Raw genomic sequence first — 22,228 nt, forward strand, 5'->3', positions numbered from 1 at the left:
TTTGCCGGCATAATTTCTTACAAACTATCTATCGTTCTGGACGATGACAATGGATCAACGGGAACGGCACGGGACTAGTAAACCGAGGGAACGCGCCAGAGAGTGGAACCCATAGGCTGGAAGGTTCCTCGCGGGAAGCCGGTTGAACCTGCCCTAGACGGCCGCTTATGCAAACATAAGCCGCATGCCTGCGTTATAGGCCAGAGGTGGGCGCTTTGTGCGCCAAAAAAGGTGGTACCGCGGAACGCTTTTCCGTCCTTTTGTCAAAGGAGGAGAAGCGTTTTTTTGTTGGCCGCCTTTCCAACGGGCGGCAAACACCAATGGCTTAGACAGCGGCAAAACTCGCAAAGGAGGGAACGCCATGAAACGGCAGCGCGTCGTCGTCAAAATCGGAAGCAGCTCGCTCACCGATCCAAAAGGCGGCCTATGCCTTGACAAACTTCATGATCACGTCGAAGCCATGGCGCACCTGAAACAGCTTGGCCATGACGTCATTCTCATCACTTCGGGGGCGGTCGCGGCCGGGTTCGGACCGTTAGGCTACCCGGCGCGGCCGACGACGCTCGCCGGCAAACAGGCGGCCGCCGCCGTCGGACAAAGCCTGCTCATGCAGGCGTACAGTTCGGCGTTCGCCCGATTCGGCTTCACCGCCGCCCAATTGTTGTTGACGCGCAGCGATTTTTACAGCCGCGAGCGGTTTCGCAACTTGTTTACGACGATCACGACATTGCTTGAGCACGGCGCCGTCCCAGTCATTAACGAAAACGATCCGGTTTCCGCTGAGGAGCTGACGTTTGGCGACAATGACATGCTTTCCGCCTTGGTCGCCGGCTTTTTGCACGCCGATGCGCTCGTTTTGCTCACCGACATTAACGGGCTGTACGACGCCAATCCGAAAACGAACCCGCAGGCGAAAAAGTATGCCTTTTTGCCGGAGATTACAAGCGAGATGCTCGCCTCAGCCGGTGGCAGCGGCTCAGCGGTCGGCACCGGCGGCATGCGCTCAAAGCTGTTGGCCGCCCGAAAAGCGCTCTCGTTCGGTGTCAGCGTCTTCATCGGCACGGGAAGCGGCAAAGAAAAGCTCGCCGATATTTTGGCTGGAAAAGGGGACGGTACGTACATCGGCGTTCCGTTTCCGAAACCAATGCAAATGCGCAAGCAATGGATCGCCTATCACGCCCCCGTTTCCGGCACGATCACCGTTGACAGCGGCGCCGAGGAAGCGCTGCTTGTGCGCGGGAAAAGCTTGCTTCCCGCCGGCGTCACGGCCGTTTCCGGCGACTTCCATGCGATGGATGTCGTCGACGTCGTCAATGAAAAAGGCATTACCATCGGCCGCGGCCAAGTGTATTACGCCGCCGCCGATTTGAAAAAAGTGAAAGGGCGGCCGAGCGAAGAGGCCCGGCAATACTCTTACCTTCACCGCCCGGAAGTCATCCACCGCGACAATTGGGTCACTTTGCGAAAGGAGCGTGTCCAAAGATGAACGAACTGCTGGAAAAAGCCGAACGGTTGAAAACGGCGGCACACACGTTAGCCATGCTGTCTACCGAAGAAAAAAACGCGGCATTGGAACAGATCGCCCAAGCCATCGACCGCGAACGGGCCGTCATTTTGGCGGCAAACGAAAACGATATGGCCGCCGGCCGCGCGCAAGGGCTGTCGCCGGCTTTGCTTGACCGGCTGCAGCTCACGAATGAACGGATCGATCAAATCATCGGTGGCGTCCGCCAAGTCGCTTCATTGCCTGACCCGGTCGGGGAAATCGTAGCCGAATGGACGCGGCCGAACGGGCTTCGCATTCAAACGGTGCGCGTGCCGCTTGGGGTGATCGGCATGGTGTATGAGGCGCGCCCGAACGTGACGGTCGATGCCGCCAGCCTTTGCCTAAAAACGGGCAATGCCGTCTTGCTTCGCGGCAGCTCATCGGCGCTTCATTCCAACAAAGCGCTTGTGGCCGTCATGAAAGAGGCGCTTCGCACAACGGCCATCCCGGAAACCGCCATTGAGCTGCTCGAAGACACGAGCCGGGAAACGGCCCAGCGCATGTTCCGCCTCAACGACTATCTTGATGTCCTCATTCCGCGCGGCGGAGCGGGGTTGATCCGCTCGGTCGTCGAAAACGCCACCGTGCCAGTGCTCGAGACCGGTGTCGGCAACTGCCATATTTTCATCGACGAATCAGCCGAGCGGTCGATGGCGGTCGATATCGTCGTAAACGCCAAACTGCAGCGTCCGTCCGTCTGCAACGCCGTCGAAACGGTGCTCATTCACGAACGGTGGCCGCACGCCGGCGAGCTGCTTGAGGCGCTTCACGCTCGCGGCGTCGAGCTGCGCGGCGACCGCCGCCTTGCCGCTATGCATCCGTTTGTCAACGAAGCGACAGAAGAAGACTGGCATACGGAATATTTGGCGCCGATTTTGGCCGTGAAACTCGTCGCCGATGTCGATGAAGCGATCGAGCATATCCGCCGCTACGGGACGAAACATTCGGAAGCGATCATCACCGAAAACGAGGCGCACGTCCGCCGCTTTTTCCAAGCGGTCGACGCGGCGGTCTTGTACCATAACGCGTCCACCCGCTTCACGGATGGCGAACAGTTCGGCTACGGGGCAGAAATCGGCATCAGCACCCAAAAGCTGCATGCCCGCGGGCCGATGGGGCTTGTGGCCATCACGACAACGAAATCGCTCGTGTACGGGATCGGGCAAATTCGAACCGTGTAACCAAAGGCGGGAAGCGGGACCCCCTGCACTCCCGTCCTTTCGATGCACACAACGATCAGGAAAGAAGGGGGGCCACGATGCCGTTCATTGATTTTCACAGCGATACCGTGACCAAACCGACGCCAGAGATGCGCCGGGCGATGTCAGAAGCCGAAGTCGGTGACGACGTATACGGCGAAGATCCGACCGTCAACCGTTGAGAAGCGTTGGCGGCCAAAATGCTTGGAAAAGAAGACGCCTTGTTCGTCACAAGCGGCACGCAAGGAAACGAAGTCGCCATCTTGACGCATTGCCGCCCGGGGGATGAGGTGATATTGGAAGCCGAATCGCACATTTTCTTGTCTGAGGCGGGAGCAGCAGCGGCGCTCGCCGGCGTCTTGGCTGCGCCGGGCATCATTGCCCTTGAAACAATGGTCGACCGCCTCGCTTCCCGATTTGGAAGCACCTTTATTCCTTTTTCTGAAAAGCAGTACACTTGGGAAAATATCGTTTTCCTTTACAGTCCCTCCTAACCAGAAAACGACCCGGACCGCCTATGGCTTTCGGGTCGTTTTCGTTGTCCTCCTTCCCTGCTTTCTGTCAACGTTCGCTTCGCGGTGCCGCAAACACCCAACAGCGGCTGCCAACGAAGTTCACCGCCATGCCCATGACCGTGGCCACACCTTTCACGAGCCAAAGCGGGCCGAGCCGTTCGGCCGCCAACAAGACGACAAGCGACACTCCGAGCGACAGCCCGTTGACGGCAAGAAACCGAAGCAGTTCCCCGATATTCGCCCTTTGCTTCATTTGAAACGTCCAGCGCCGGTTCCAAACGTAGCTGTTTGCCACCCCGGCGCCATAAGAAGCGACTTGCGCCGCGGCCGCAGGAACGCCTGCGGCGGTGAGCAGAAAAAAGACAGCGAAGTCGACCGCCGTATTGCCCACCCCGACGACGGCAAACCGCCATAAGGCTTGTTTTTCTTTACGGAATGTAGGAAGGCTTTCGTTCATGTCTCGTTCCGACTCCCCATGTTTCATTGACAATATACAGAGGCCGCTCTTTCACTTCATCGTAAATGCGGCCGATGTATTCACCGGTAATCCCAAGCATCGTCATCGTCACTCCGTTGCAAAACAGCATGACCATCAACAGCGATGCCCATCCGGCCACGGTCGAATGGGTGAACCACTTCAAGTACAATACCGCCATCATGCCGACTGCACTTGCCGCCGACAAAGCAAACCCAAGCCAGCTCGCCAATTTGAGCGGCTTATGCGAAAAAGACGTAATGCCGTCTAACGAAAAACGAATCATCTTTTTCAGTGGATACTTTGTCTCCCCAGCCAGCCGCGGCTCTCGCTCGTATTCCACCGCTATGTGCCGAAAACCGACCCAGCTGACAAGCCCGCGGACAAAACGATTTCGCTCCCTCATATAGCGTAACTGATTGCACACTTTCCGGTCAATGAGACGAAAATCGCCGGTATCAGTGGGAATGTCGATCTCGGTCGCTGCCCGCAGCAAGCGGTAAAACACATACGCTGTCCATCGCTTGAACAACGTCTCCCCCTTCCGCTTGACGCGCCGGGCATAGACAACATCATACCCTTCTTTCCATCGCGCGATCATGTCCAAAATCAGTTCAGGAGGATCTTGCAAGTCGGCGTCAATGATGATAACAGCGTGGCCAGAGGCGTAATCCATTCCTGCTGTAATCGCGATTTGATGGCCGAAATTGCGGGAGAAGTCAATGTACTTCACCGTTTCATCTTTCACGGCCAGTTCCCTCAAGATATCGAGCGTCCCATCGGTGCTGCCGTCATTCACAAACAACAATTCGTACGGCTCACCTGTTTGCTCCATCACTGTTTTCAGCCGTCGGTACGTCTCACGGAGCACGAGCGCTTCATTATAGACAGGAATAATGACAGAATAGGTCGCCATTGATTTCCCTCCTTGCTTCCTCTATGAATTTCTTCTGCTACGAACACCCTCACCAATTTTGCCACCGCCTGCTTTACGTTTTCCTCTATGAATTTCCTCGGCTACGAAGCAGATCACCCGCCAATGATCGGCTTGAATCGCTTCACTTATTTTAATAGAGAATCCCATAAAAAACGCTTTTCTACTAATGAAAACAGCGATGGATGTCGGCTGTTTTTCTCGAGCCCTTTATCCGTTATATACGTAGAGCGTCATTTCTCTGCGCTCCATTCCACCGTTTAAGGCCTTTTCTCCGCCACTCCATTCTGAAAATGGAACTTCTTTACAATGTGTTTGAATCCATTGAACAAGCTCCTGATTTCCTCGCCCTTCACCGGAAAGGAGAAAATACTTCACCTCACCGTTGCGAGCCATTTCCTCTAGCTTCTTCGGCGTTAGTACGGGATCCGTTCCGCCGAATCCGCCCATCGCCATCACCGCTCGATCGGTGTGAAGCATCAACTCCGCCGCTTCGGTCGCGCGGATGGTGGCCGCTAAATATTTGGCTTTACCCGCACGCTGCTCCAAATACGACACTAACGCTGTCAACGAGCGCGAAGTTTGCCACCGCCCCGCTCCATCGCCAGGTTGGCCCGTCTCTCCTCTCAGCCAACGCTCCTCTTGTCCATCCGGCATCGCGGCTGTCGGCATGGGCGCGCCTCTATCTCGTTGTAAATCTGGTCCAGCGTATGGAATGGTGCTGTTTGTCCCATATAGCACTGGCGTCAGCGACCAATAGGCCGGCAATGCCAGCACGCCAATGAGCGCCGCTCGATAGACGATCCGCCTCCCATGCTCGCGGCCTTCCATCGCGAACCAAAGGCAAACCATTGCAAGTCCGTAAAATCCGACAGCGAGCGGCCATACTGGGGAGAACGAACTACGGTACTGCCAAGCTGTCCATCCTTCAAACGCATACGTCGCCACCAAGGCGGCCGGGAACAACCATCTCGTCCCCCGTTCGCTGGACGCCAACATCGCTCCTCCCGCTCCCACTAATACCGCTATAGCCGGCGCCAGCATACTTAAATAATAGCGGTGATAAAATCCGGCAATGCTAAAAAATACGAGCATCGGACCAAGCCAGGCGAACCAAAAGAGCAAGAATTGATGAAACGCGGTTATCTGCCGGCGTCGCCATACGTCTATTCCCAAGCCGATCGCTACGACGCCCGCAAACGGCAACAGCCAGCTCGCCTGCCCGGCAAGCGGCAGCTGAAACAAACGAAAGACGCCCGGGTCACCAATCTCGCCGCCACCAATGCCACCCATCCCACCTCTAGGCACAGATGGCGGACTTTGCAGTTGACTGCCCACCGTTGGCGGCTCGCCTCCTGACCCATCCGGAAACGCCGTCCCTGCTTTGCCGTTGAACGGTACCCTGTCATCAGCAGGTGGCTGCGCGTTGCCATTAACATCCGCCCTCCCCTTTCCGCCACCCGGTCCAGCTTCCCCGGTCAACCGCTCAATTCCGTTATATCCGAGCGCCAACTCTAACACAGAATTCGTCTGACTGCCCCCGATATACGGACGCTTGTCAGCAGGAATCAGCGCTACCGCAGCTGCATACGAAAGCGAAACCGAAAGCAGCACGATCGTCGCCACCAGTAAATGCCCGGCCCGTTTTTTCCACGGCCCCCGCCCAGCGAGCCAGTAAAATAAGTAAAACGCCGGGAGCACCATGTACGCCTGCAACATTTTCATATTGAATCCGATGCCGACGACCGCAAAACTGCCAACCAGCCACGTCCATCGTTGCGTCATCACCGCCTTCATCAGCATCCAAGTCGCAAAGAGCAATGTGAACACCAAAACGGCATCAATATTGTTCGTCCGCGCCACAGCGACGAACGCCGGGGTGCAAGAAAAGGCGAAACTTGCCCACCGCGCCGCTGTCTGTCCGGCCCACGGCCGGACGATGACATAAATCATCCATGTGGCCGCGATCCCCGCCACCGCTTCCGGAAGCAAAACACTCCAATCACTAACGCCAAACAGTTTCACACTGAGCGCCTGCAACCAAAGAGCGACTGGGGGCTTATCAACGGTAATAAATCCCTCTGGGTCGAGGGCGGCAAAGAAAAACGCCTTCCAGCTTGCCGCCATGCTTTTCGCCGCTGCTGTGTAATAGACGTTAGAACCGCTGTTTCCTATTTGATAGAGATGCAAAAAAGCCGACCAAGCTATGATTGCAATGATCCATCCATCCAATTTCCATTGTTTTTTCTTCATGAACGCTCCCTTTCTCTCCTTTTCTTTTTTCTACTAAGGGGGAACCGCAGCGATGCCCCTTAACCGACGCCAGATGACATGGAACGAGAAGCCGATCCCACCCAAGGTCTCTTCATTTGAAAAACAAGGGGGTGATACAACATGCTTCTTATCATCACTCTCGTCTGACAGCACGTCACACTCGAATGAGCCTGTGCAACATGCTTCTTATCATCACCCGTTTTCTATAGTTACGTTACATAATGTTGGTGAAAGTTTGGTGAAAAAATGAAACGAGTGGACTAGATTTTCATTTTCCCGATGCCGGCCATGTGCTATGATCAGAGGTAAAGGAGGTGAAACTCATGGAAGGCGAAACGATCGTGCAACAAATTCTAAAGGCGCTTGACTTGCATTCCGATCAACTCCGTCAACAAATGAAGGAAATGGAAGACCGATTGCGCGCCGAGATTCAGGATACCGAAAATCGGCTGTATGCCAAAATTCGAGAGACGGAAGACCGGTTGCACCAAAAACTTTTGGATTTGGAAAAGCGCACGGATGCTCGATTTGAGCGCTTGGAAACGAAAATGAACTATTGGCGCCTTGAATGGTCGGAAACGCAGGAAACGGTTGACTTCCTCGCCCGCAAAACTCTCCAACATGAACGAAAACTCCGTTCCCGGGCTGAACAAAACGAAATCTCCTGAAAACTGAAAAAGAAACAAGCCAACCGGCCGCCAGCATGTTTTTTGCTTGACAGCCGGTTGGGCTTTTGTCTCGTGCTTGCCAAATTTTTGGACAGTCAACCGCCTTGATCGATCATCGTTATGTCAAACAGCGGCCAATGTTGCGGGGCGTGCTTCTTATTCGTTTCCTTGTCGCTTGGCGATGTCCGCGCCGGAAAACGCCGCTTTCATCGCTTCATACGACGGCTTCAGCCGCTCGTGGTAGCGCGGCGTCTCCCACGTCGGCCACGTGTACGTGTAAAACTGCCGAGCCGGCAGCACATTCCCTTCCAGCGCCGGGAACGAAAATGAGCGCTCCCCGTCGGCGACGTACACGCCAAGGCGGATGCCGGGGATGATCTTTCGGCTTTTTAGACCTTCTTTTGACCAGATGTCGCCCATCACCTCGCGCCGGCTTGGATCAGTGACATTCAACAGCGCCCACGGCAGGCGGATTTCATACATATCACCGCGGCGGCTCACGCTGAGATCGGCAAGCGAGTCATAGGCCGCATCGGCCGGGTTGGCGGTGCCGAAGCGAAGCACCCCGGTTTCATACGAGTCAAACGGCACGGCCTTGCCATCGGCTTCCTCGAGCTTTTTATTCAGCGTCAACCGGATCGGATGATATACTCCGTTATCTTTGCGATGGGCGTACGGCGCCATCGGCATCATGTGCAGCTGATGACCGTAATGATAAGAAAACGTGTCATAGTAGCTGTCGACAAGCAGCCGGGCGCGCTGCTTTCCATGGATGACTAAAGCAAAGTCAATACCTGACGTGCGCACGCCGGAAAGGCCCGGGAGGCGCGATTGCCCTTGGCCTGGAATCGTATCAAACGCAATGTACGTCGTCGTTTCATCGGTGATGCGCGCACCGTCAAGCCGCACGTACAAATATCCTTCATCGCTCGTGACATACAGCGCCCGCTCTCCATCCGACCATACGGGATCGATTCCATTGAACGTCCAATCGTCTTTCCGCCCATCGACTTGGATCGTCGCCGCTGCGCTCGGCCCCGGGTCGAAGCGAAGCAGGCCGAAATGTTGCTCGTTCGTTTGTACGTTCAGCCAAAATGGGCGGCGGTCTGGATTGTCGTACTCCATCGTATTCCACGTTCGTTTGAACCACTCATCTTGCCACGAAAACAACAGCCCGCCGGCCATTCGCTCATGAACGATATCTTCAAACAACTTCCGGTCGATCATCCCTTGTTCATGTTCCGACAGAAACCCTTGGTGTTTGCCGTGCACGTTTCGGTGCGCCATGCCGCGCGACGAAGGAACACCGAACTCGGCGACGAGAATCGGCATCCGGTGAGCGGCCTTCATCTCATGCAAGTAGCCGGCATAGCTGTTATGCTCGCCGCGCGAGTCGACATAGCGGATATACGTTTCTTCTCTGTTCAAAAAATCCGGATAATACGGATAAATATGATACGAAGCGAACCATCCGGCGTGCAGCTTGTCGGTGGCGTACATGACATTCGGATTGACGGAAACAAGATCTTCTTTGACAAACGGCTCGGCCGGATGACGAAGGAAATCGGTCGTCACCCAGTTGGTGAAACTCACGGGCCGCTGCCACCCATACGTTTCCGTCTCATAGCCGACCGCTTCGTCGACCGCACGCGCGAGCCACGCTTCAAACGGGCTTGCTCCCTTCGTATACACATATGTCCCGCGGTAATCCCCTGATCCGCGATGGGCTTTGTTCGTGGCGGCAACAACGTCCGGATCCCATTCGACGCCGAAAATCCACCCGAGGACATAAGGGGAAAGGTCATATCGGTACACTCCCCCGGCGTGGCCCGGCCGCTTTGGAATGTTGGCGTTGCCGTGGATGATGTCGATCGTGCGGCGAATCTCGGCGCGAAACGCCCCGTCCACCGCGGGAGCCCAAACATCTTTGGTTCGAAGCATCGTCCCTTCATCGATCCAAACGCCGTGAAACAAATAGAGCGGCTGCTTGGCGGTTTGATTGTATTCGTAGAGCGCTTCGTAAAACGCCGGCGGATGAATCGTGTAGACGCGGACGGCGTTCGCCCCCATCGCCCCGATATACTGAAGCCAGCGGAAGTATTCTTCCTTCGTGATGTTCGCCTCGCCCGGAAACGCGCCGGGTTTGCTGATGCCAAGGTTGACGCCTTTGATGAGCAATGGCTCCCACCGACCGCGGCGGTATACTTGCAGATCGTCGCGCCCGACCGTCCCCGCCAAGCGGATGCCGTCCTGCTCCGCCGTTTCCGCAGCGGCAGGCCGCTTCTTCTCCTCTTGATACGTTTTGATTTCTTGCAAAATGGCTTTCATCATCGGCACGTACACTTTCCAATAAAACGCCGTCTCATCATCCGGGCGGCTGCTCGCCGTCCACTTGCGCCATCGGTCGAATCCAACCGTTTGGTAAATCGACGGCACACTGCCTTGATCGGCGTAATCGCCGCAAAAGTAGTACGACTGGTACGTGCGCGTCTCATAGCGGACAACGGCCGGAAACGAAACCGGAACCCCGATGGCGCGCAGTTTCTCGTTCCCGCGTTTGGAAAGCGACAACGTATAGGTCGCCAACACATCGTCCGGATCAAGCGGCTGGACGATGTCAAACCAGTATGAATAAGGAGCGCGCTCATGTTGGCCCCACCGCGCTTTTCCTGCTTTCGTATACGAAAACACGACGCCATCGCCGCCAAGATCGCGCCGGTCCAAAACGATCAACCGATCCCGTTCATCCACGAGCACGATTCCCGGACCGCGAAACGCAAACGGTGTCCCATATTGTTGTTCGTAGTTCTCCCTAACCCACGCCGGCACTTCTCGACTGGATAAATCAGGGAAATAACGGCCGATCCACCCCGTCCAATGCAAGCCGAACAGCGATTCAAACGACGCGCGCACCTCCTGTGCTGTCGGGTGGGCCATCGAGTTGAATTCGGCGATCAACGTGTTTCCCCCTTCCCGGGCAAACCGCCAAAGCGCCTTCACCGTCTCGCCGTCCAGCCCGCCGTGCACTTTCGCCGACCGCGCTCCGTCCGTCCGCTGGCGAACAAATTCTTCTTCATAGACGCCGTACGTGTCGGCGACATACACGGCATCATAGCGATTCATCGTGTTCGGAAGCGGGCGCACTTCGTATGCCCCGCCGCCCTTTGGCACAAATCCGACATAATCGCGCGCCGCATCATACGTCTTACCGTTCCGGTGCACGTACTTTTGCGCCCGGAGCAGCCAAACAAGCCCTTGGTGCTCGCGGTACGACCGATCCGGCACCGTATCATCGACAATGAGCAGCTCAAGCTTCGTTTCCGGCTTCAGCCACCAAAGCCAATACGGCGCCGACAGAAGCAGCACCACCAAGACAATATACACATAAAGCCAGCGGAACGCCCTTTTCTCCATCTCCCCACTCTCCCTCACACCCGGTATCTTCCTTATAACAAAAGGAGCGCTTGTCCGGCAAGCACAAACAGGCATTTCTGCCCAAAAAAGAAAAGAAACGCCGGGCCGTTCGTCCTCCCCCGCTCGCTGAACGCGCCCCATGTCCGATCCCCAACACCGAAACAGGCCTCGCTTGAGAAACGAGTCCGTCCATCACTCACATCCACACCCTTGCCGCTCAAGGATGCGAGACTGAACGCAAGGCGAGGACAAGCGGATCTGGCCCCCGAACCGCTTTGACCGCGCCCGCCAACCCCGCTTATTGGAAAAATCGCGATGACAACGCCGGCCTCTCCCGCTCCGTCACCGGCTTTCGATGCGGCCATCCAACCGAGGCACGAAGTTGGCTTGCATCATTACCGTCAGATTCCCGCTCCGCCACCGGCTCTCGCCGCGGCCATCCAACACGAAAAGGCAAGCTCCCGACAAGAGCCTGCCTTTTCGTCATGACCATCTATCGATTCGGTTCATATACATCCCACGTCCATTTGATCGAGCCAACGATTTGCTCGGCCGCCTGTTCGGCCTCAAGCTCATTCAGCACCACGCGGGAATGATGGAGGGCGTAAGCCGACTGCCGCTGGAAAAACAGCTGCTCCACCTCTTCCAATGTTTTGTTTTTCAGCACCGGCCGGCTGTCGACAATGAGCGGCAGGCGCTCTTCTTTCCATTGATCCCATGACAAGTCAAGGAAAAAGACGATCCCATGAGCGAGGCATGCGCGCCGCACCTCCTCCTGCAAATACGCGCCGCCGCCAAGCGATAAAATTTTCAACCTTGTCTTCGTGCATAAATCGATGATTATCTCACGCTCCACCTTGCGAAAGTACGCTTCCCCTTTTTGCGCGAAGATCTCCGGAATCGACATCCCTTGCCGCCGCTCGATTTCCGCGTCGACATCGATAAAATCGCGGTACAGCTTTTTCGCCACCAGCTGCCCGATCGTCGTTTTTCCCGCCCCCATAAAGCCGATCAATATGATGTTCCGCTCGCGGAGCGGGATGATCGTCTGCCTCTCCACGTTGCTTCACCTCTTTTTACTCTCTCTTCCCTGAAGACTGGCGGATGACGAGCTCCGGCGGCAAAATCGTCCGCTTTGGCGCGCTCGCATCCCCTTTCATGCGCTCATGTAACTGTTTGGCGGCAAAGGCGCCGATTTTCTCAGGAAAGGCGGCGACAGTCGTAAGCGGCGGTTGAAACAGAGCTGATTCTTGAATGTTATCGAATCCGACGACCGCGATATCACGCCCTGGAACGATTCCTTCCTCCTTTAAGCTGAGCATCGCCCCGAAGGCGACAACATCGTTATAACAAAAGAGCGCCGTCGGCGGATTCGGTTGTTGCAAAACACGTTTCGTCGCCATTCGCCCGCCCTGTCTTGTTGTCGCCGACGGCACAAGCAATGCGTCATCTACCTCGATGCCTGCAGCGCGCAGCGCCTCGCTGTATCCCCTTTGGCGCGCCTTCCATACGGACGAATGCGGAGAACCGCCAATAAACGCAATGCGGCGATGCCCTTGGGCGATCAAATGCTCGGCCGCCAGCCGCCCGCCAGCTACATTATCGATGCCAATATAATCAAATTGTCCCGCAGGAATTTCCTCGCGAGCAAACAGCACCACCGGGATATCCCATTGCCGCAACCGTTCGAGCATCTCTGTCGAACAACCTGGAACCGGGCTCATAATAACCCCACCAACCCGGTGTTCGAGCATTGTCGACAACAATGCGTCTTGTTTTTCCGGCCGATCAAATGTGGTGCCCAAAATCACCGTATATCCTTCTTGGTCGAGCGCCTCATGAACCCCGACAAGCAACTCGGAAAAAAACGGGTTGTCAAGCTCAGTAATGATCAATCCGACCGTCGAAGAGCGCTGCGAGCGCAAATTCGCAGCCACGCGATCGTAGACGTAGCCGAGCTCTTTCATCGATTGAAGCACTTTTTCCCGCGTTTCTTTCGAAATATTCGGACTCCCGCGGACGACAAGGGAGGCGGTCGCCCGCGACACGCCAGCGTGTTTGGCGACTTGTTCGAGTGTCACGCGGGAACGTTTTTTATCTGACACCGTTCGAATCACCTGCTTTACCGTCGCTTTCGCCTACCAAAAGTATACAGGGTGGCCGCAAGCAGTGTCAATGCAAGGCGCGGGCGGTCGCCAAAAAGAAACGTTTTCACCCGCACGGTTAAGCCTCACAAAAAAGCCCGCCATCTCCAAATGAGATGCCGGGAATAGACGGGACGTGCCGCCCCGCTTAAATAATCTCTTTTTCTTTCAATTGCCGAATGTCTTCCGCGGACATACCGAGCATGCTTTGCAAAATTTCTTGCGTATGCTCCCCCAAGTCTGGCGCAAGCTGACGCACCGAGCCCGGCGTTTTTTCGAATTTTGGAACAATTCCAGGCACTTTAATCTTGCCAAGACGCGGATGAGCCACTTCGATAATATTTTCCCGCGCCTGATAATGCGGATGCTCGAAAATATCTTTGATGCTCAAAATCGGACTGACCGGCACCCCGTGTTCGTCCAAAATCCGGAGCAGTTCGTCGCGCGGTTTGGAACGAATCCAGTCGGCAACGATCCCGTTCGTTTCTTCATGATGGGCGAGGCGCCGTGCATTGGTGCAAAACTTCTCGTGCGTCAATAAATCTTCTCTGCCCATCGCCTTTGCCAACCGTTCAAACGTCGAATCGGTGCTTGTGACGAGCACGACCCAATGCCCGTCCTTCGTCATAAACGTGCCGGCTGGACTCGAATGTCCCGACAATCCCGGCGACCGCTCGCGCACCTTGCCCAATTGGTCATATTCAGCAATTAAAAATTCCATCATGCGGAATACTGATTCGTAAAGAGCGATATCAACCATCTGTCCTTCTCCGTCCGGATGAACATCACGGTAGTAAATGGCGGTCACCGCCGCAAACGCGACGTAAATGCCGGTGATGTAGTCTGTCAACGAAAACGACGGGCTGACCGGCGGGCGGTCTGGATACCCTTGCAAGTACGTAAACCCGCTGAACGCCGTCGCCGGTGTGCCAAACCCGGCTTTTTCCCGGAACGGCCCCGTTTGGCCGTAACCGGAGACGCGGATCATGACCAAGTTCGGGTTGATTTGTTTCAGCTCCTCATATCCGCCGCCCCATTTTTCTAACGTGCCAGGGCGGAAGTTTTCAATGACGATGTCAACATGACGGACGAGTTGCTTGAAAATGTTCATTCCTTCTTCTTTGCGCAAATCAAGGGTGAGCGATTTCTTATTACGTGCCAGTCCTGGCCAGCGAAGCGGTTCGCCATCCTTAAACGGCCCGACATGGCGCAGCGTATCTCCTTTTCCCGGCAACTCCACTTTAATGACGTCAGCGCCAAAGTCGCCGAGCAATACCGCGCCAAACGGTGCGGCGATCATCGTCGAAACATCAAGCACTTTGACACCTTCTAACGGCAAACGTCCCATTGGTTTCTCCTCCCCCAAATTCTCATTCATTGGCTATATTTCATGATGACCGATAAGACGTCCTTGACTTCCTCAATTGGAATTTGCCCCGGGGCCGAACTTTGCTGGCCAACCGCAAACGTCACTGCCGAGCCAAACAGCCCTCCGGCCAAGCGGGTAATGGCACCCAGCCCCCCCATCGACATCGTAATCAGCGGAATCGGCAGCTCCTGCCGCGCTTCCTCCGTCGCTTGCAATAATACAAGCACATCTTGCAGCGATTTCGGCATCACCGCCACTTTGGCGATATCAGCGCCATATTTCCCGGCTTGGCGCATTTTGGCTACGAGCTCTTCTTTGGCCGGAGTGAAGTCAAAATTATGGTAGGACAAAATGAGCCGCACCCCGTATTGGCGGGAAAGCTGGCGTACAGTGGCCACATACGGCTCATGGACGAGCTCGTAATCAAGCAAATCGATCGCTCCGCTTTGGCACACCGTGTCAAACAGCCGCATTTTTTCCTCTTCCGTCAACGGAATCGGTCTTCCCCCTTCGCGCTCGGAGCGGACCGTGAACAAAATCGGAATCTCTCCGGCGATCGTCCGCATCTGTTTCGCCGTCGCTACCACTTGACGATGATCATGGATACCGTTAAAAAAGTCGGCTCTCCACTCGATGAGATGCGGCTTCTTCGCGCTGATTTGCCTTGTCTCAGCTAACACTTGCTCGGTGTCCATCCCCACAACCGGAGCGCAAATGCACGGCTCTTCCCCCCCGATGGATATGTTGCGCACGTTGATCGCGCCTTTTGAAATAGCCATATTGATCTCCCCCTTACTGACGGTAACCTAGCTTTTCTGAAATCGTTTGGGCTCCCTCTTTGACTAGCGATTCAAACGAGCCGATCGTCTCCGGCGTAAAACGGTGCGTCGGTCCTGAGATCGATAGGCAGGCATTTACTTCGCCGTGAATGTTGAAAATCGGGGCGGCGACCGCCGCCGAACCGACCTCTCGCTCATCAATACTTGAGGCAGAGCCGCGCTGCCGGATCATCTCCAGCTCAGCGGTTAAACGAGCCCGTCGCTCCTCCGTCGGCACTTGGGCCAAAATGCGCTCCTGAAACGAAGGAGATTGATACGCCAACAGCACTTTTCCCCCCGCTCCCGCCCAAAGCGGCAGCCGTTCGCCGATTTTTACCATATGGCGCAGCGCTTGAAGCCCCTCGCACTGTTCGATGCAAACGCGGGCGTCTTGTTCGAGCACATACAAGTTCACCGTCTCCCGTGTCTCATCGCGCAGACGTTCCATCACCGGTTTGGCGATTTCTCTTACTTCGATGGACTTGCCGGCAATATGTCCTAAATAATACAACCCTTGACCGAGTCGATACTTCAACGTCTCCGGATCTTTGACGATCAGGCGGTTTTGTTCAAGTGTGGCGAGCAAGCGCGTCGTCGTCGATTTGGCGAGCGAAATTTTTTTCGCAATTTCCGTGAGTGATAGCTCTTGCTCCTCGAGGGTAAAACAATACAAGATATCAATGGCCCTCTGCACCGTTCGTAAGCCTGCCTCGTGTTTCTTTTCCTCCTTCAACTTGTTCGTCTCCCTCGCTTCCCTCAGTTCCGTTTAACGGAATTTAATTTCTTTCAGTGGAACCTTACTCCCATTTTAGCATCTTTGCTCCACGTCATTCAAGTTTTTTCGTTTCCTTCTTTTTCACTTTCAAAGACAACCGCAAGCCGTCCCCAAGGAACAGGGCGTCCCATCCTCATTCATCTCTCCTATTCAACTATCGAGCCGCAGAACGCAAGCCGTTTTTAGCCCAATGTCCGTCCATGATCTAAATGCATTAACATAAACAGTCCAAATTTTTTAACAAATGATGGACAAAAGAAAACGAGTTTTGTTATAATCCACTCAAGGGTTCCATTTAAAGAAAATGAGTTACACACAACGGAACAAGGAAGGGGGGGCGAATGATTAAGTGAACATCGGCAAGCCAAGCGTTTGATAAATGACGGAATGTCCCAATGCGATGGCGGATTAAACCATGCTATTTTTTTCGACTAACGCTGTATGCGTTTTCTCTCATCAAAACAAGGGTGGTGAGCAGGTAATGAAGAACAAACGCCGCTGGGCGATAGCATTCTTGATCGCCTTAGGAGTCATTATCAACTATTTTGACCGCATCAATATGTCGGTCGGCATTCAGCCGCTGTCCAAAGAATTCGGCCTCACGCCCGGACAGATCGGCATTTTGTTGTCCGCATTTGCTTGGTCGTACGCCATTTTGCAAATCCCAGCCGGGGTCATCCTCGATAAAATCGGTGTCAAATGGGTGACGCGTGTCGGAACGATCATTTGGACGGCTGCCTGTTTCCTCACCGCCATCGCCAGCGGCCAAGGGCTTGTCATTTTGTCACGCGTATTATTAGGAGTTGGGGAAGCACCGTATTTCCCTTCCGCCGCTAAAGCGGTCGGCCAATGGTTTCCGCGCCATGAGCGGGCTACCGCGATTTCCCTTTACGATGCCCAGTCGAAGCTCTCAAACGCCATTGGCACCCCGATCATCGCTTGGATCATCACTGAATGGGGATGGCGAGCGGGGTTTTATACGACCGCGGTGCTCAGCCTGATTTACGCTGTCATCTTCTGGGCGATGTACCGAGAGCCACATGAAGACAAACGGCTGTCCAAGGAAGAGTATGACTACATCGTTCAAGGCGGGGCGCAAAAATCAGACGAAACGTCCGGAAACGTTTGGGAAACGATTCGGTATTTGCTGACAAAGAAAAAAGTATGGGCGACGTTGATCGGGTTTGCCGCGTATGGCTACTCGTGGTTTCTGTTTCTCACATGGCTTCCCGGCTATTTGGCAACGGAAATGCACATGTCAGTGCTAAAATCAGGCTGGTACGCTTCGATTCCGTGGATCGTCGGCACGATTTCCGAAATCGTGATCGGCGGATGGCTCATCGACCGATTGGTGCACAAAGGAGGCAACTCCACGCGCGTGCGAAAAACGTTTTTAGTTATCGGCATGCTGCTTGGATTGTCCGTCATCGGCGCCGCCTTTACGACGAATCCGAACATCGCCATTGTTTGCATTTCCATTGCGCTCGGCGGTTTAGTTATCACGTCATCGATCGCCTACAGCATCCCGACGTTTATTGCCCCGCCAGGTACCATCGGAACGTTGACCGGTCTATTGACGTTCGGCAACAACTCGATGGCCATCGTCGCGCCGATCGTTACGGGCTTTATTGTTCAAGCGACCGGCTCGTTTATGTACGCGTTTCTCGTCGCCGCACTCATTTTGCTTGCCGGCATTTTCAGCTATTTATTCCTGTTGACAGATTTAGAACCAATTGAGCCGATGGCTGAACCAGAAACAAGGCAAAATACAAACATCAAGCACATAAAAGTGCGGTAACAAAAAAGCGAGGGTGTCCCAAAAGGATCGGGATACCCTTTTTCGTTGCTCTATATACGTGCTGACTGTTTCTGCCATACTATGCCTTGTGCCTATCTTGAAGGCAGACACCCTTTTGGGTCAGCCCCACCTTTTCATGCTGCCGCTTTGCGGTGAACAAAGCTTCACCCCGTCTCAATGCGAAATCGACCCGGTTCAATGCCCCGTAAACCATCCGAGCGGTACGGTGACGAGAGACGGGAAGAAAATCAACAAAAGCAAGAGAATCGTTTCGGCAAGCAAAAATGGCCAAACCCCTTTCATAATGTCTTCCATGTTGATTTTCGCCACCCCACAAGCGACGTTTAACACCGTGCCGACCGGCGGGGTGAGCAGTCCAATGCAGTTGTTTAGAATAAACAGCACCCCAAAGTACACTGGATCAATCCCGGCTTTTTCGATAATCGGCATGAGCACCGGGGTCAAAATGAGCACCGTTGGCGTCAAATCCATCGCCGTCCCGACCAACAGCACCAACGCGTTAATGGCCAGCAGCAGCGCTAATGGATGATCGATAAACGGCGCCAGCACGTCCGTGACAATGGCCGGAATATTGGCGACAGTGATCAACCACGCTGACACCATGGCCGCCGCCACCAAAAACATGACGACACTCGTCGTTTTCGATGCGGCCACGAGCACATGGAACAAGTCTTTCAGTTTCAGTTCACGATAAATACACAAACCGACAAACAAGGCGTAAAACGCGGCCACCACTGCGGCCTCCGTCGGCGTAAACACCCCTCCGCGCAGCCCACCGACGATGATCGCCGGCAAAATCAACGCCCAAAACGCCTCGCGGGTCGCCCGCCAAATTTCTTTCGCCGACTGGCGTGGAAACACTTTTGCCTGATCTTTTCGAGTCACCCACCACCAACACACCGCCAACGTAATTCCAAGCAAAATTCCGGGAACGATGCCGGCCATAAACAGTTTCGTGATCGACACCCCGCTCGTTACCCCGAAAATGATCATCGGGATGCTCGGCGGAATGATTGGCGCAATGATGCCGCCCGCGGCAATGAGGCCTGTCGAACGGTTGCGGTTGTATCCAGCGTTGACCATCATCGGGATCAAAATGGCGCCCAGGGCTGCCGTGTCAGCCACCGCCGATCCTGACAGCCCCGCGAACAGTACGCTTGCAATGATCGCCACATACCCGAGCCCCCCACGAATGTGGCCAACCAGCGCCAAGGCAAAGCGGATGATCCGCTTGGAAATGCCCCCGGCGTTCATCAACTCCCCGGCGAGAATAAAGAACGGAATGGCCATGAGCGGAAAGCTGTCCGCCCCGCTGATTAAGTTTTGAGCGATGATTTGCGTATCAAAAATATTCAAGTAAAACATAAGAGCGACTCCGCTGACGAGCAAGGCAAACGCGATCGGCATCCCGAGCGCCATCACGCCGAGCAGCGATCCGACAAATACTACCAATGCCATCTACCTCTCACCTCCGGCGGCGCCCTGTTTCCGTTCGTGTGGCAGCTCTATTGCCTCACTGTGAGCGACGGTGATGATCTCATCTTCCGATTCTTTCATTCTCGTCAGCTCATCAATCGCACCGGGGCGAAACAGCGCCTGATACATATGAAACAAGATGATGATGCCCATGCCGATGCTCACGACAAGCCCGGTTCCATAAATGAACGCCATCGGCAGCCCAGTCGCTGGGGCTTTGCTTTCCAAGCCGCTGATCGTCATCTTCCAGCTTCCATCAAAAAGCAAATAGAGCACATACAGTACGATCGCGTTGCTGATGATAAAGACGATGCGTTTGGCGCTAGACGGCAGCTTCCTAAGCAGCGTGTCGACGCCTAAGTGGTCGTTGTCTTTTAACGCGCCAATGGCCCCGAAAAACGACATCCAAATAAAGAGGAAGCGGGACATTTCTTCCGACCACGTAATGCCGGAGTTAAATCCGTAGCGCAACACAACGTTGCCGAAAACAAGAATAGACATCAACGCGAGACATAGCGCCATCAATACATTGAGCGTCTTCTCCAGAACGGCTCCGATCCTTTTCATTGTGTTCCTCCTCTAAAGTGTCTGTCATCAAAGAATGGAATGACTCTTAAGGGGCATTTCCCCTTAAGAGCCGTTGTGCCATTCTGTTATTTTCCTGCTTCAAGCAGTTGGTTCACTAAATCTTCACCGAACTTCGGCGCATATTTTTTATAGACCGGTTGCACTTTGTCAATAAATTTTTGTTTTTCTGTTTCGGATAGTTCGGTAATGACTATTCCTTGCTGTTTTAAATAATCGAACATTTTGTCGTCTTCTTCTTTATTCAATTGACGCTGGTAATCTCTTGCTTCTTCCGCCGCTTTCGTGATCACGTCTTTTTCTTTGTCCGTCAACGTATCCCAAAACTTTTTGCTGATGAGCAGTGGGCTCGCATTGTACACATGCCCTGTTTTCGTCAAATATTTTTGCACTTCGTAGAACTTGTTGATCGCGACATTTCCGACCGGATTTTCTTGACCGTCCACCACATGTTGTTCCAAAGCAGTGAACAGCTCCGTAAAGGCCATCGGCACTGGAGTGGCTCCTAACTCTTTCCACAAGTCAATATGCAGGTCATTTTCCAACGTTCGGATTTTCAATCCTTTAATATCGTCCACGCTTTTGATTTCCCGTTTATTGTTCGTCAAATGACGGAACCCGTTTTCCCAATAGTTCAGGCCAATCACTCCGGTAGCAGGCAAATCTTTTAGCAATTCTTGTCCAATTTCTCCATCCAGTACTTTGTAAGCGGTTTCTCGATCTTTGAATAAAAAGGGAAGATCTAACACCCCAAGGCGCGGCGCAAAGGAAGCGATCGGGCCTGTCGACATCGTTGATCCTTGAATCGTTCCCATCTTCAGCGCTTCAAATACGGCTAAGTCTCCTCCAAGTTGTCCGTCCGGATACACTTCCACTTTAATCGATCCGTTTGTCTCTTTTTCTACGATTTCAGCAAACTTGTACAATCCCTTTGTCAGTGAACGGTCTTTCGATGTCGCAACAGCCATCTTCATGACTTTTGGTTCTGCTTTTTTCGCCGCGCCGCCCCCTTGTGTCTCCGATTTTGATGAGCACCCTGCAAGAACCAACAGGCAGGCAACCAACAATGCCAACATCTTTTTCATTCACTTTTCCCCCTTCATTTGTTTTTTCAATGTAAGCTGGTCGATACAGCCGAATGGATCCATCGGCTGTACGCCTTGTATGTTGAACCCGCATTCCTGCTCTGCCGCAAACTGTGTTGTTCTCTCGCGACCGTGATCGGCTATGCGGGAAACAACCAAATGAATGAAGCATTTATTTCTAACAACGGAATTAATATATAAAATTTTCTGATAATTTAGGATGCATGTATGGCAGCCTCCCTTGTAGGAAGCGCTGCCAAACTGTTGTTTGTCGATCACGCCGACAGATCGCTTTGCTCCGTAAAATGGCGGGCAAAATACTCTTTTGCCGACTGCAGACAACGTCGCGCATGTTCTTCGTAGCCCCATTCCTTTACCCGCTGGATATTCGGCAGCTCGATCGAACAAGGAATTTCCGGCATACGGCGAACAATATCGGCGATATCAATCCCGCCTTCCCCAATATACAGCCGCTCTTCACGGAGAATTCTCGTCATCTCTTCTTTCGATGCTGGAATCTCGCTAGGAGCGTCGCAAAGATGGAGAAAATGGAACCATTCTCTCGGCACGCTCTCTAACGCTTCCGGCGAATCTCCCGCGCGATGGAAATGGTGAAGATCGATCATGATTCCGGCATTGTCTTGTTTCACCGTATTTAATACATCGATGACCCCAGCCAAATTCGTCACAGCAGCGATCGGCACGTACTCCAAATCAACAGTCAGCCCGTATGGCTTTGCCAACTCGCACAACTCAGCAAACCGCTCGATATAGACGCTGCGGTCGGTCGTCCAAATGCTGCTTAAGACGTGGCGGCCGCCAAGCTCAGCCGCCACCTCCATGGCCGGTTCATACCGTTTGGGGTCAATATCGGCATCAATGCGGGCCAGTTCGATATCCAACAGCTTAACTCCCGTTTCCCGCAACGCTTCCTTTGTCTCCCGCAGCAGCTGCGGGTTTTCGGCTAACGCATAATTCGGCTCACCGGGCAACCCCATGTAAATGATCCGGAAACTGACGTAATCATATCCTGCTCGGGCAGCGATGTGCGTCATCTCCGGCGGTGGGCAGCCGAGCACCGTTAGATGAGCCAATGAAAAGGTTCTCGCCATATTCGTCCCCCCAATCTTCA

The 22,228-nt window shown here is 54.1% G+C and carries 18 protein-coding genes and 1 pseudogene; 5 read left to right on the plus strand and 14 right to left on the minus strand.

The genetic code is table 11. The annotated features are described in order from the left end of the window. Positions 1-361 precede the first annotated feature (361 nt). The 3 genes and pseudogenes from proB to ACTVIM_RS09745 form a co-directional block, all read left to right on the plus strand. On the plus strand, positions 362-1,486 hold the full coding sequence (gene proB / locus ACTVIM_RS09735; RefSeq protein WP_445612467.1) for a glutamate 5-kinase: 1,125 nt from the start codon (positions 362-364) through the stop codon (positions 1,484-1,486). Continuing rightward, on the plus strand, positions 1,483-2,727 hold the full coding sequence (locus ACTVIM_RS09740; protein ID WP_445612468.1) for a glutamate-5-semialdehyde dehydrogenase: 1,245 nt from the start codon (positions 1,483-1,485) through the stop codon (positions 2,725-2,727). Before proB ends, ACTVIM_RS09740 begins: the two co-directional genes overlap by 4 nt. A gap of 77 nt (positions 2,728-2,804) precedes the next feature. Continuing rightward, positions 2,805-3,104 (plus strand): annotated as a pseudogene (locus ACTVIM_RS09745) (threonine aldolase family protein); the annotation flags it as partial. Between the two features lie 202 nt (positions 3,105-3,306). Here the strand turns inward: ACTVIM_RS09745 and ACTVIM_RS09750 are convergent. The 3 genes from ACTVIM_RS09750 to ACTVIM_RS09760 all read right to left on the minus strand — a co-directional run bounded on the left by ACTVIM_RS09750 (position 3,307) and on the right by ACTVIM_RS09760 (position 6,922). Further along, entirely contained in the window at positions 3,307-3,717 is a 411-nt protein-coding gene (locus ACTVIM_RS09750) for a GtrA family protein (protein WP_445612469.1), read from the minus strand. Next, on the minus strand, positions 3,689-4,651 hold the full coding sequence (locus ACTVIM_RS09755) for a glycosyltransferase family 2 protein (RefSeq protein WP_445612470.1): 963 nt from the start codon (positions 4,649-4,651) through the stop codon (positions 3,689-3,691). The genes ACTVIM_RS09750 and ACTVIM_RS09755 overlap by 29 nt, the downstream gene beginning before the upstream one ends. Positions 4,652-4,879: 228 nt before the next feature. After that, complete coding sequence (locus ACTVIM_RS09760; RefSeq protein WP_445612471.1) at positions 4,880-6,922, minus strand: glycosyltransferase family 39 protein; 2,043 nt, start codon at positions 6,920-6,922, stop codon at positions 4,880-4,882. A gap of 344 nt (positions 6,923-7,266) precedes the next feature. On the opposite strand from ACTVIM_RS09760, the gene ACTVIM_RS09765 reads away from it, so the two are divergent. Continuing rightward, a complete protein-coding gene (locus tag ACTVIM_RS09765; RefSeq protein WP_168368640.1) occupies positions 7,267-7,611 on the plus strand; it encodes a hypothetical protein in 345 nt (114 codons plus the stop codon). Between the two features lie 156 nt (positions 7,612-7,767). Here ACTVIM_RS09765 and ACTVIM_RS09770 read toward each other — a convergent pair whose 3' ends face one another. From ACTVIM_RS09770 to ACTVIM_RS09795, 6 genes are all read right to left on the minus strand, one after another. After that, positions 7,768-11,025 carry a hypothetical protein gene (locus tag ACTVIM_RS09770; RefSeq protein ID WP_445612472.1) on the minus strand — a complete coding sequence of 1,086 codons (3,258 nt, stop codon included), beginning with the start codon at positions 11,023-11,025 and terminating at the stop codon, positions 7,768-7,770. Positions 11,026-11,518: 493 nt separating this feature from the next. After that, complete coding sequence (locus ACTVIM_RS09775) at positions 11,519-12,085, minus strand: shikimate kinase (RefSeq protein WP_445612473.1); 567 nt, start codon at positions 12,083-12,085, stop codon at positions 11,519-11,521. A gap of 16 nt (positions 12,086-12,101) precedes the next feature. Then, positions 12,102-13,130 carry a LacI family DNA-binding transcriptional regulator gene (locus ACTVIM_RS09780; protein WP_445612474.1) on the minus strand — a complete coding sequence of 343 codons (1,029 nt, stop codon included), beginning with the start codon at positions 13,128-13,130 and terminating at the stop codon, positions 12,102-12,104. A gap of 187 nt (positions 13,131-13,317) precedes the next feature. Next, complete coding sequence (locus ACTVIM_RS09785; RefSeq protein ID WP_445612475.1) at positions 13,318-14,517, minus strand: CaiB/BaiF CoA transferase family protein; 1,200 nt, start codon at positions 14,515-14,517, stop codon at positions 13,318-13,320. Positions 14,518-14,543: 26 nt separating this feature from the next. Beyond that, the gene (gene aroD, locus ACTVIM_RS09790) at positions 14,544-15,317 is read right to left on the minus strand and encodes a type I 3-dehydroquinate dehydratase (protein ID WP_445612476.1); all 774 of its coding nucleotides are present in this window, start codon (positions 15,315-15,317) and stop codon (positions 14,544-14,546) included. A 13-nt stretch (positions 15,318-15,330) separates the two neighbouring features. Beyond that, positions 15,331-16,089 carry an IclR family transcriptional regulator gene (locus tag ACTVIM_RS09795; RefSeq protein WP_445612477.1) on the minus strand — a complete coding sequence of 253 codons (759 nt, stop codon included), beginning with the start codon at positions 16,087-16,089 and terminating at the stop codon, positions 15,331-15,333. Between the two features lie 523 nt (positions 16,090-16,612). Here ACTVIM_RS09795 and ACTVIM_RS09800 point away from each other — a divergent pair. Beyond that, a complete protein-coding gene (locus ACTVIM_RS09800) occupies positions 16,613-17,929 on the plus strand; it encodes an MFS transporter (RefSeq protein ID WP_445612478.1) in 1,317 nt (438 codons plus the stop codon). A 195-nt stretch (positions 17,930-18,124) separates the two neighbouring features. Here ACTVIM_RS09800 and ACTVIM_RS09805 read toward each other — a convergent pair whose 3' ends face one another. The 5 genes from ACTVIM_RS09805 to ACTVIM_RS09825 all read right to left on the minus strand — a co-directional run bounded on the left by ACTVIM_RS09805 (position 18,125) and on the right by ACTVIM_RS09825 (position 22,208). Next, on the minus strand, positions 18,125-19,408 hold the full coding sequence (locus ACTVIM_RS09805) for a TRAP transporter large permease subunit (protein WP_445612479.1): 1,284 nt from the start codon (positions 19,406-19,408) through the stop codon (positions 18,125-18,127). Next, on the minus strand, positions 19,409-19,993 hold the full coding sequence (locus tag ACTVIM_RS09810) for a TRAP transporter small permease (protein WP_445612480.1): 585 nt from the start codon (positions 19,991-19,993) through the stop codon (positions 19,409-19,411). 86 nt (positions 19,994-20,079) lie between these two features. After that, a complete protein-coding gene (locus ACTVIM_RS09815; protein WP_445612481.1) occupies positions 20,080-21,096 on the minus strand; it encodes a TRAP transporter substrate-binding protein in 1,017 nt (338 codons plus the stop codon). Then, complete coding sequence (locus tag ACTVIM_RS09820) at positions 21,097-21,375, minus strand: hypothetical protein (protein ID WP_445612482.1); 279 nt, start codon at positions 21,373-21,375, stop codon at positions 21,097-21,099. Continuing rightward, a complete protein-coding gene (locus ACTVIM_RS09825) occupies positions 21,372-22,208 on the minus strand; it encodes a sugar phosphate isomerase/epimerase family protein (RefSeq protein ID WP_445612483.1) in 837 nt (278 codons plus the stop codon). The genes ACTVIM_RS09820 and ACTVIM_RS09825 overlap by 4 nt, the downstream gene beginning before the upstream one ends. Positions 22,209-22,228: the final 20 nt, after the last annotated feature.

Source organism: Geobacillus sp. YF-1, from assembly GCF_052692335.1.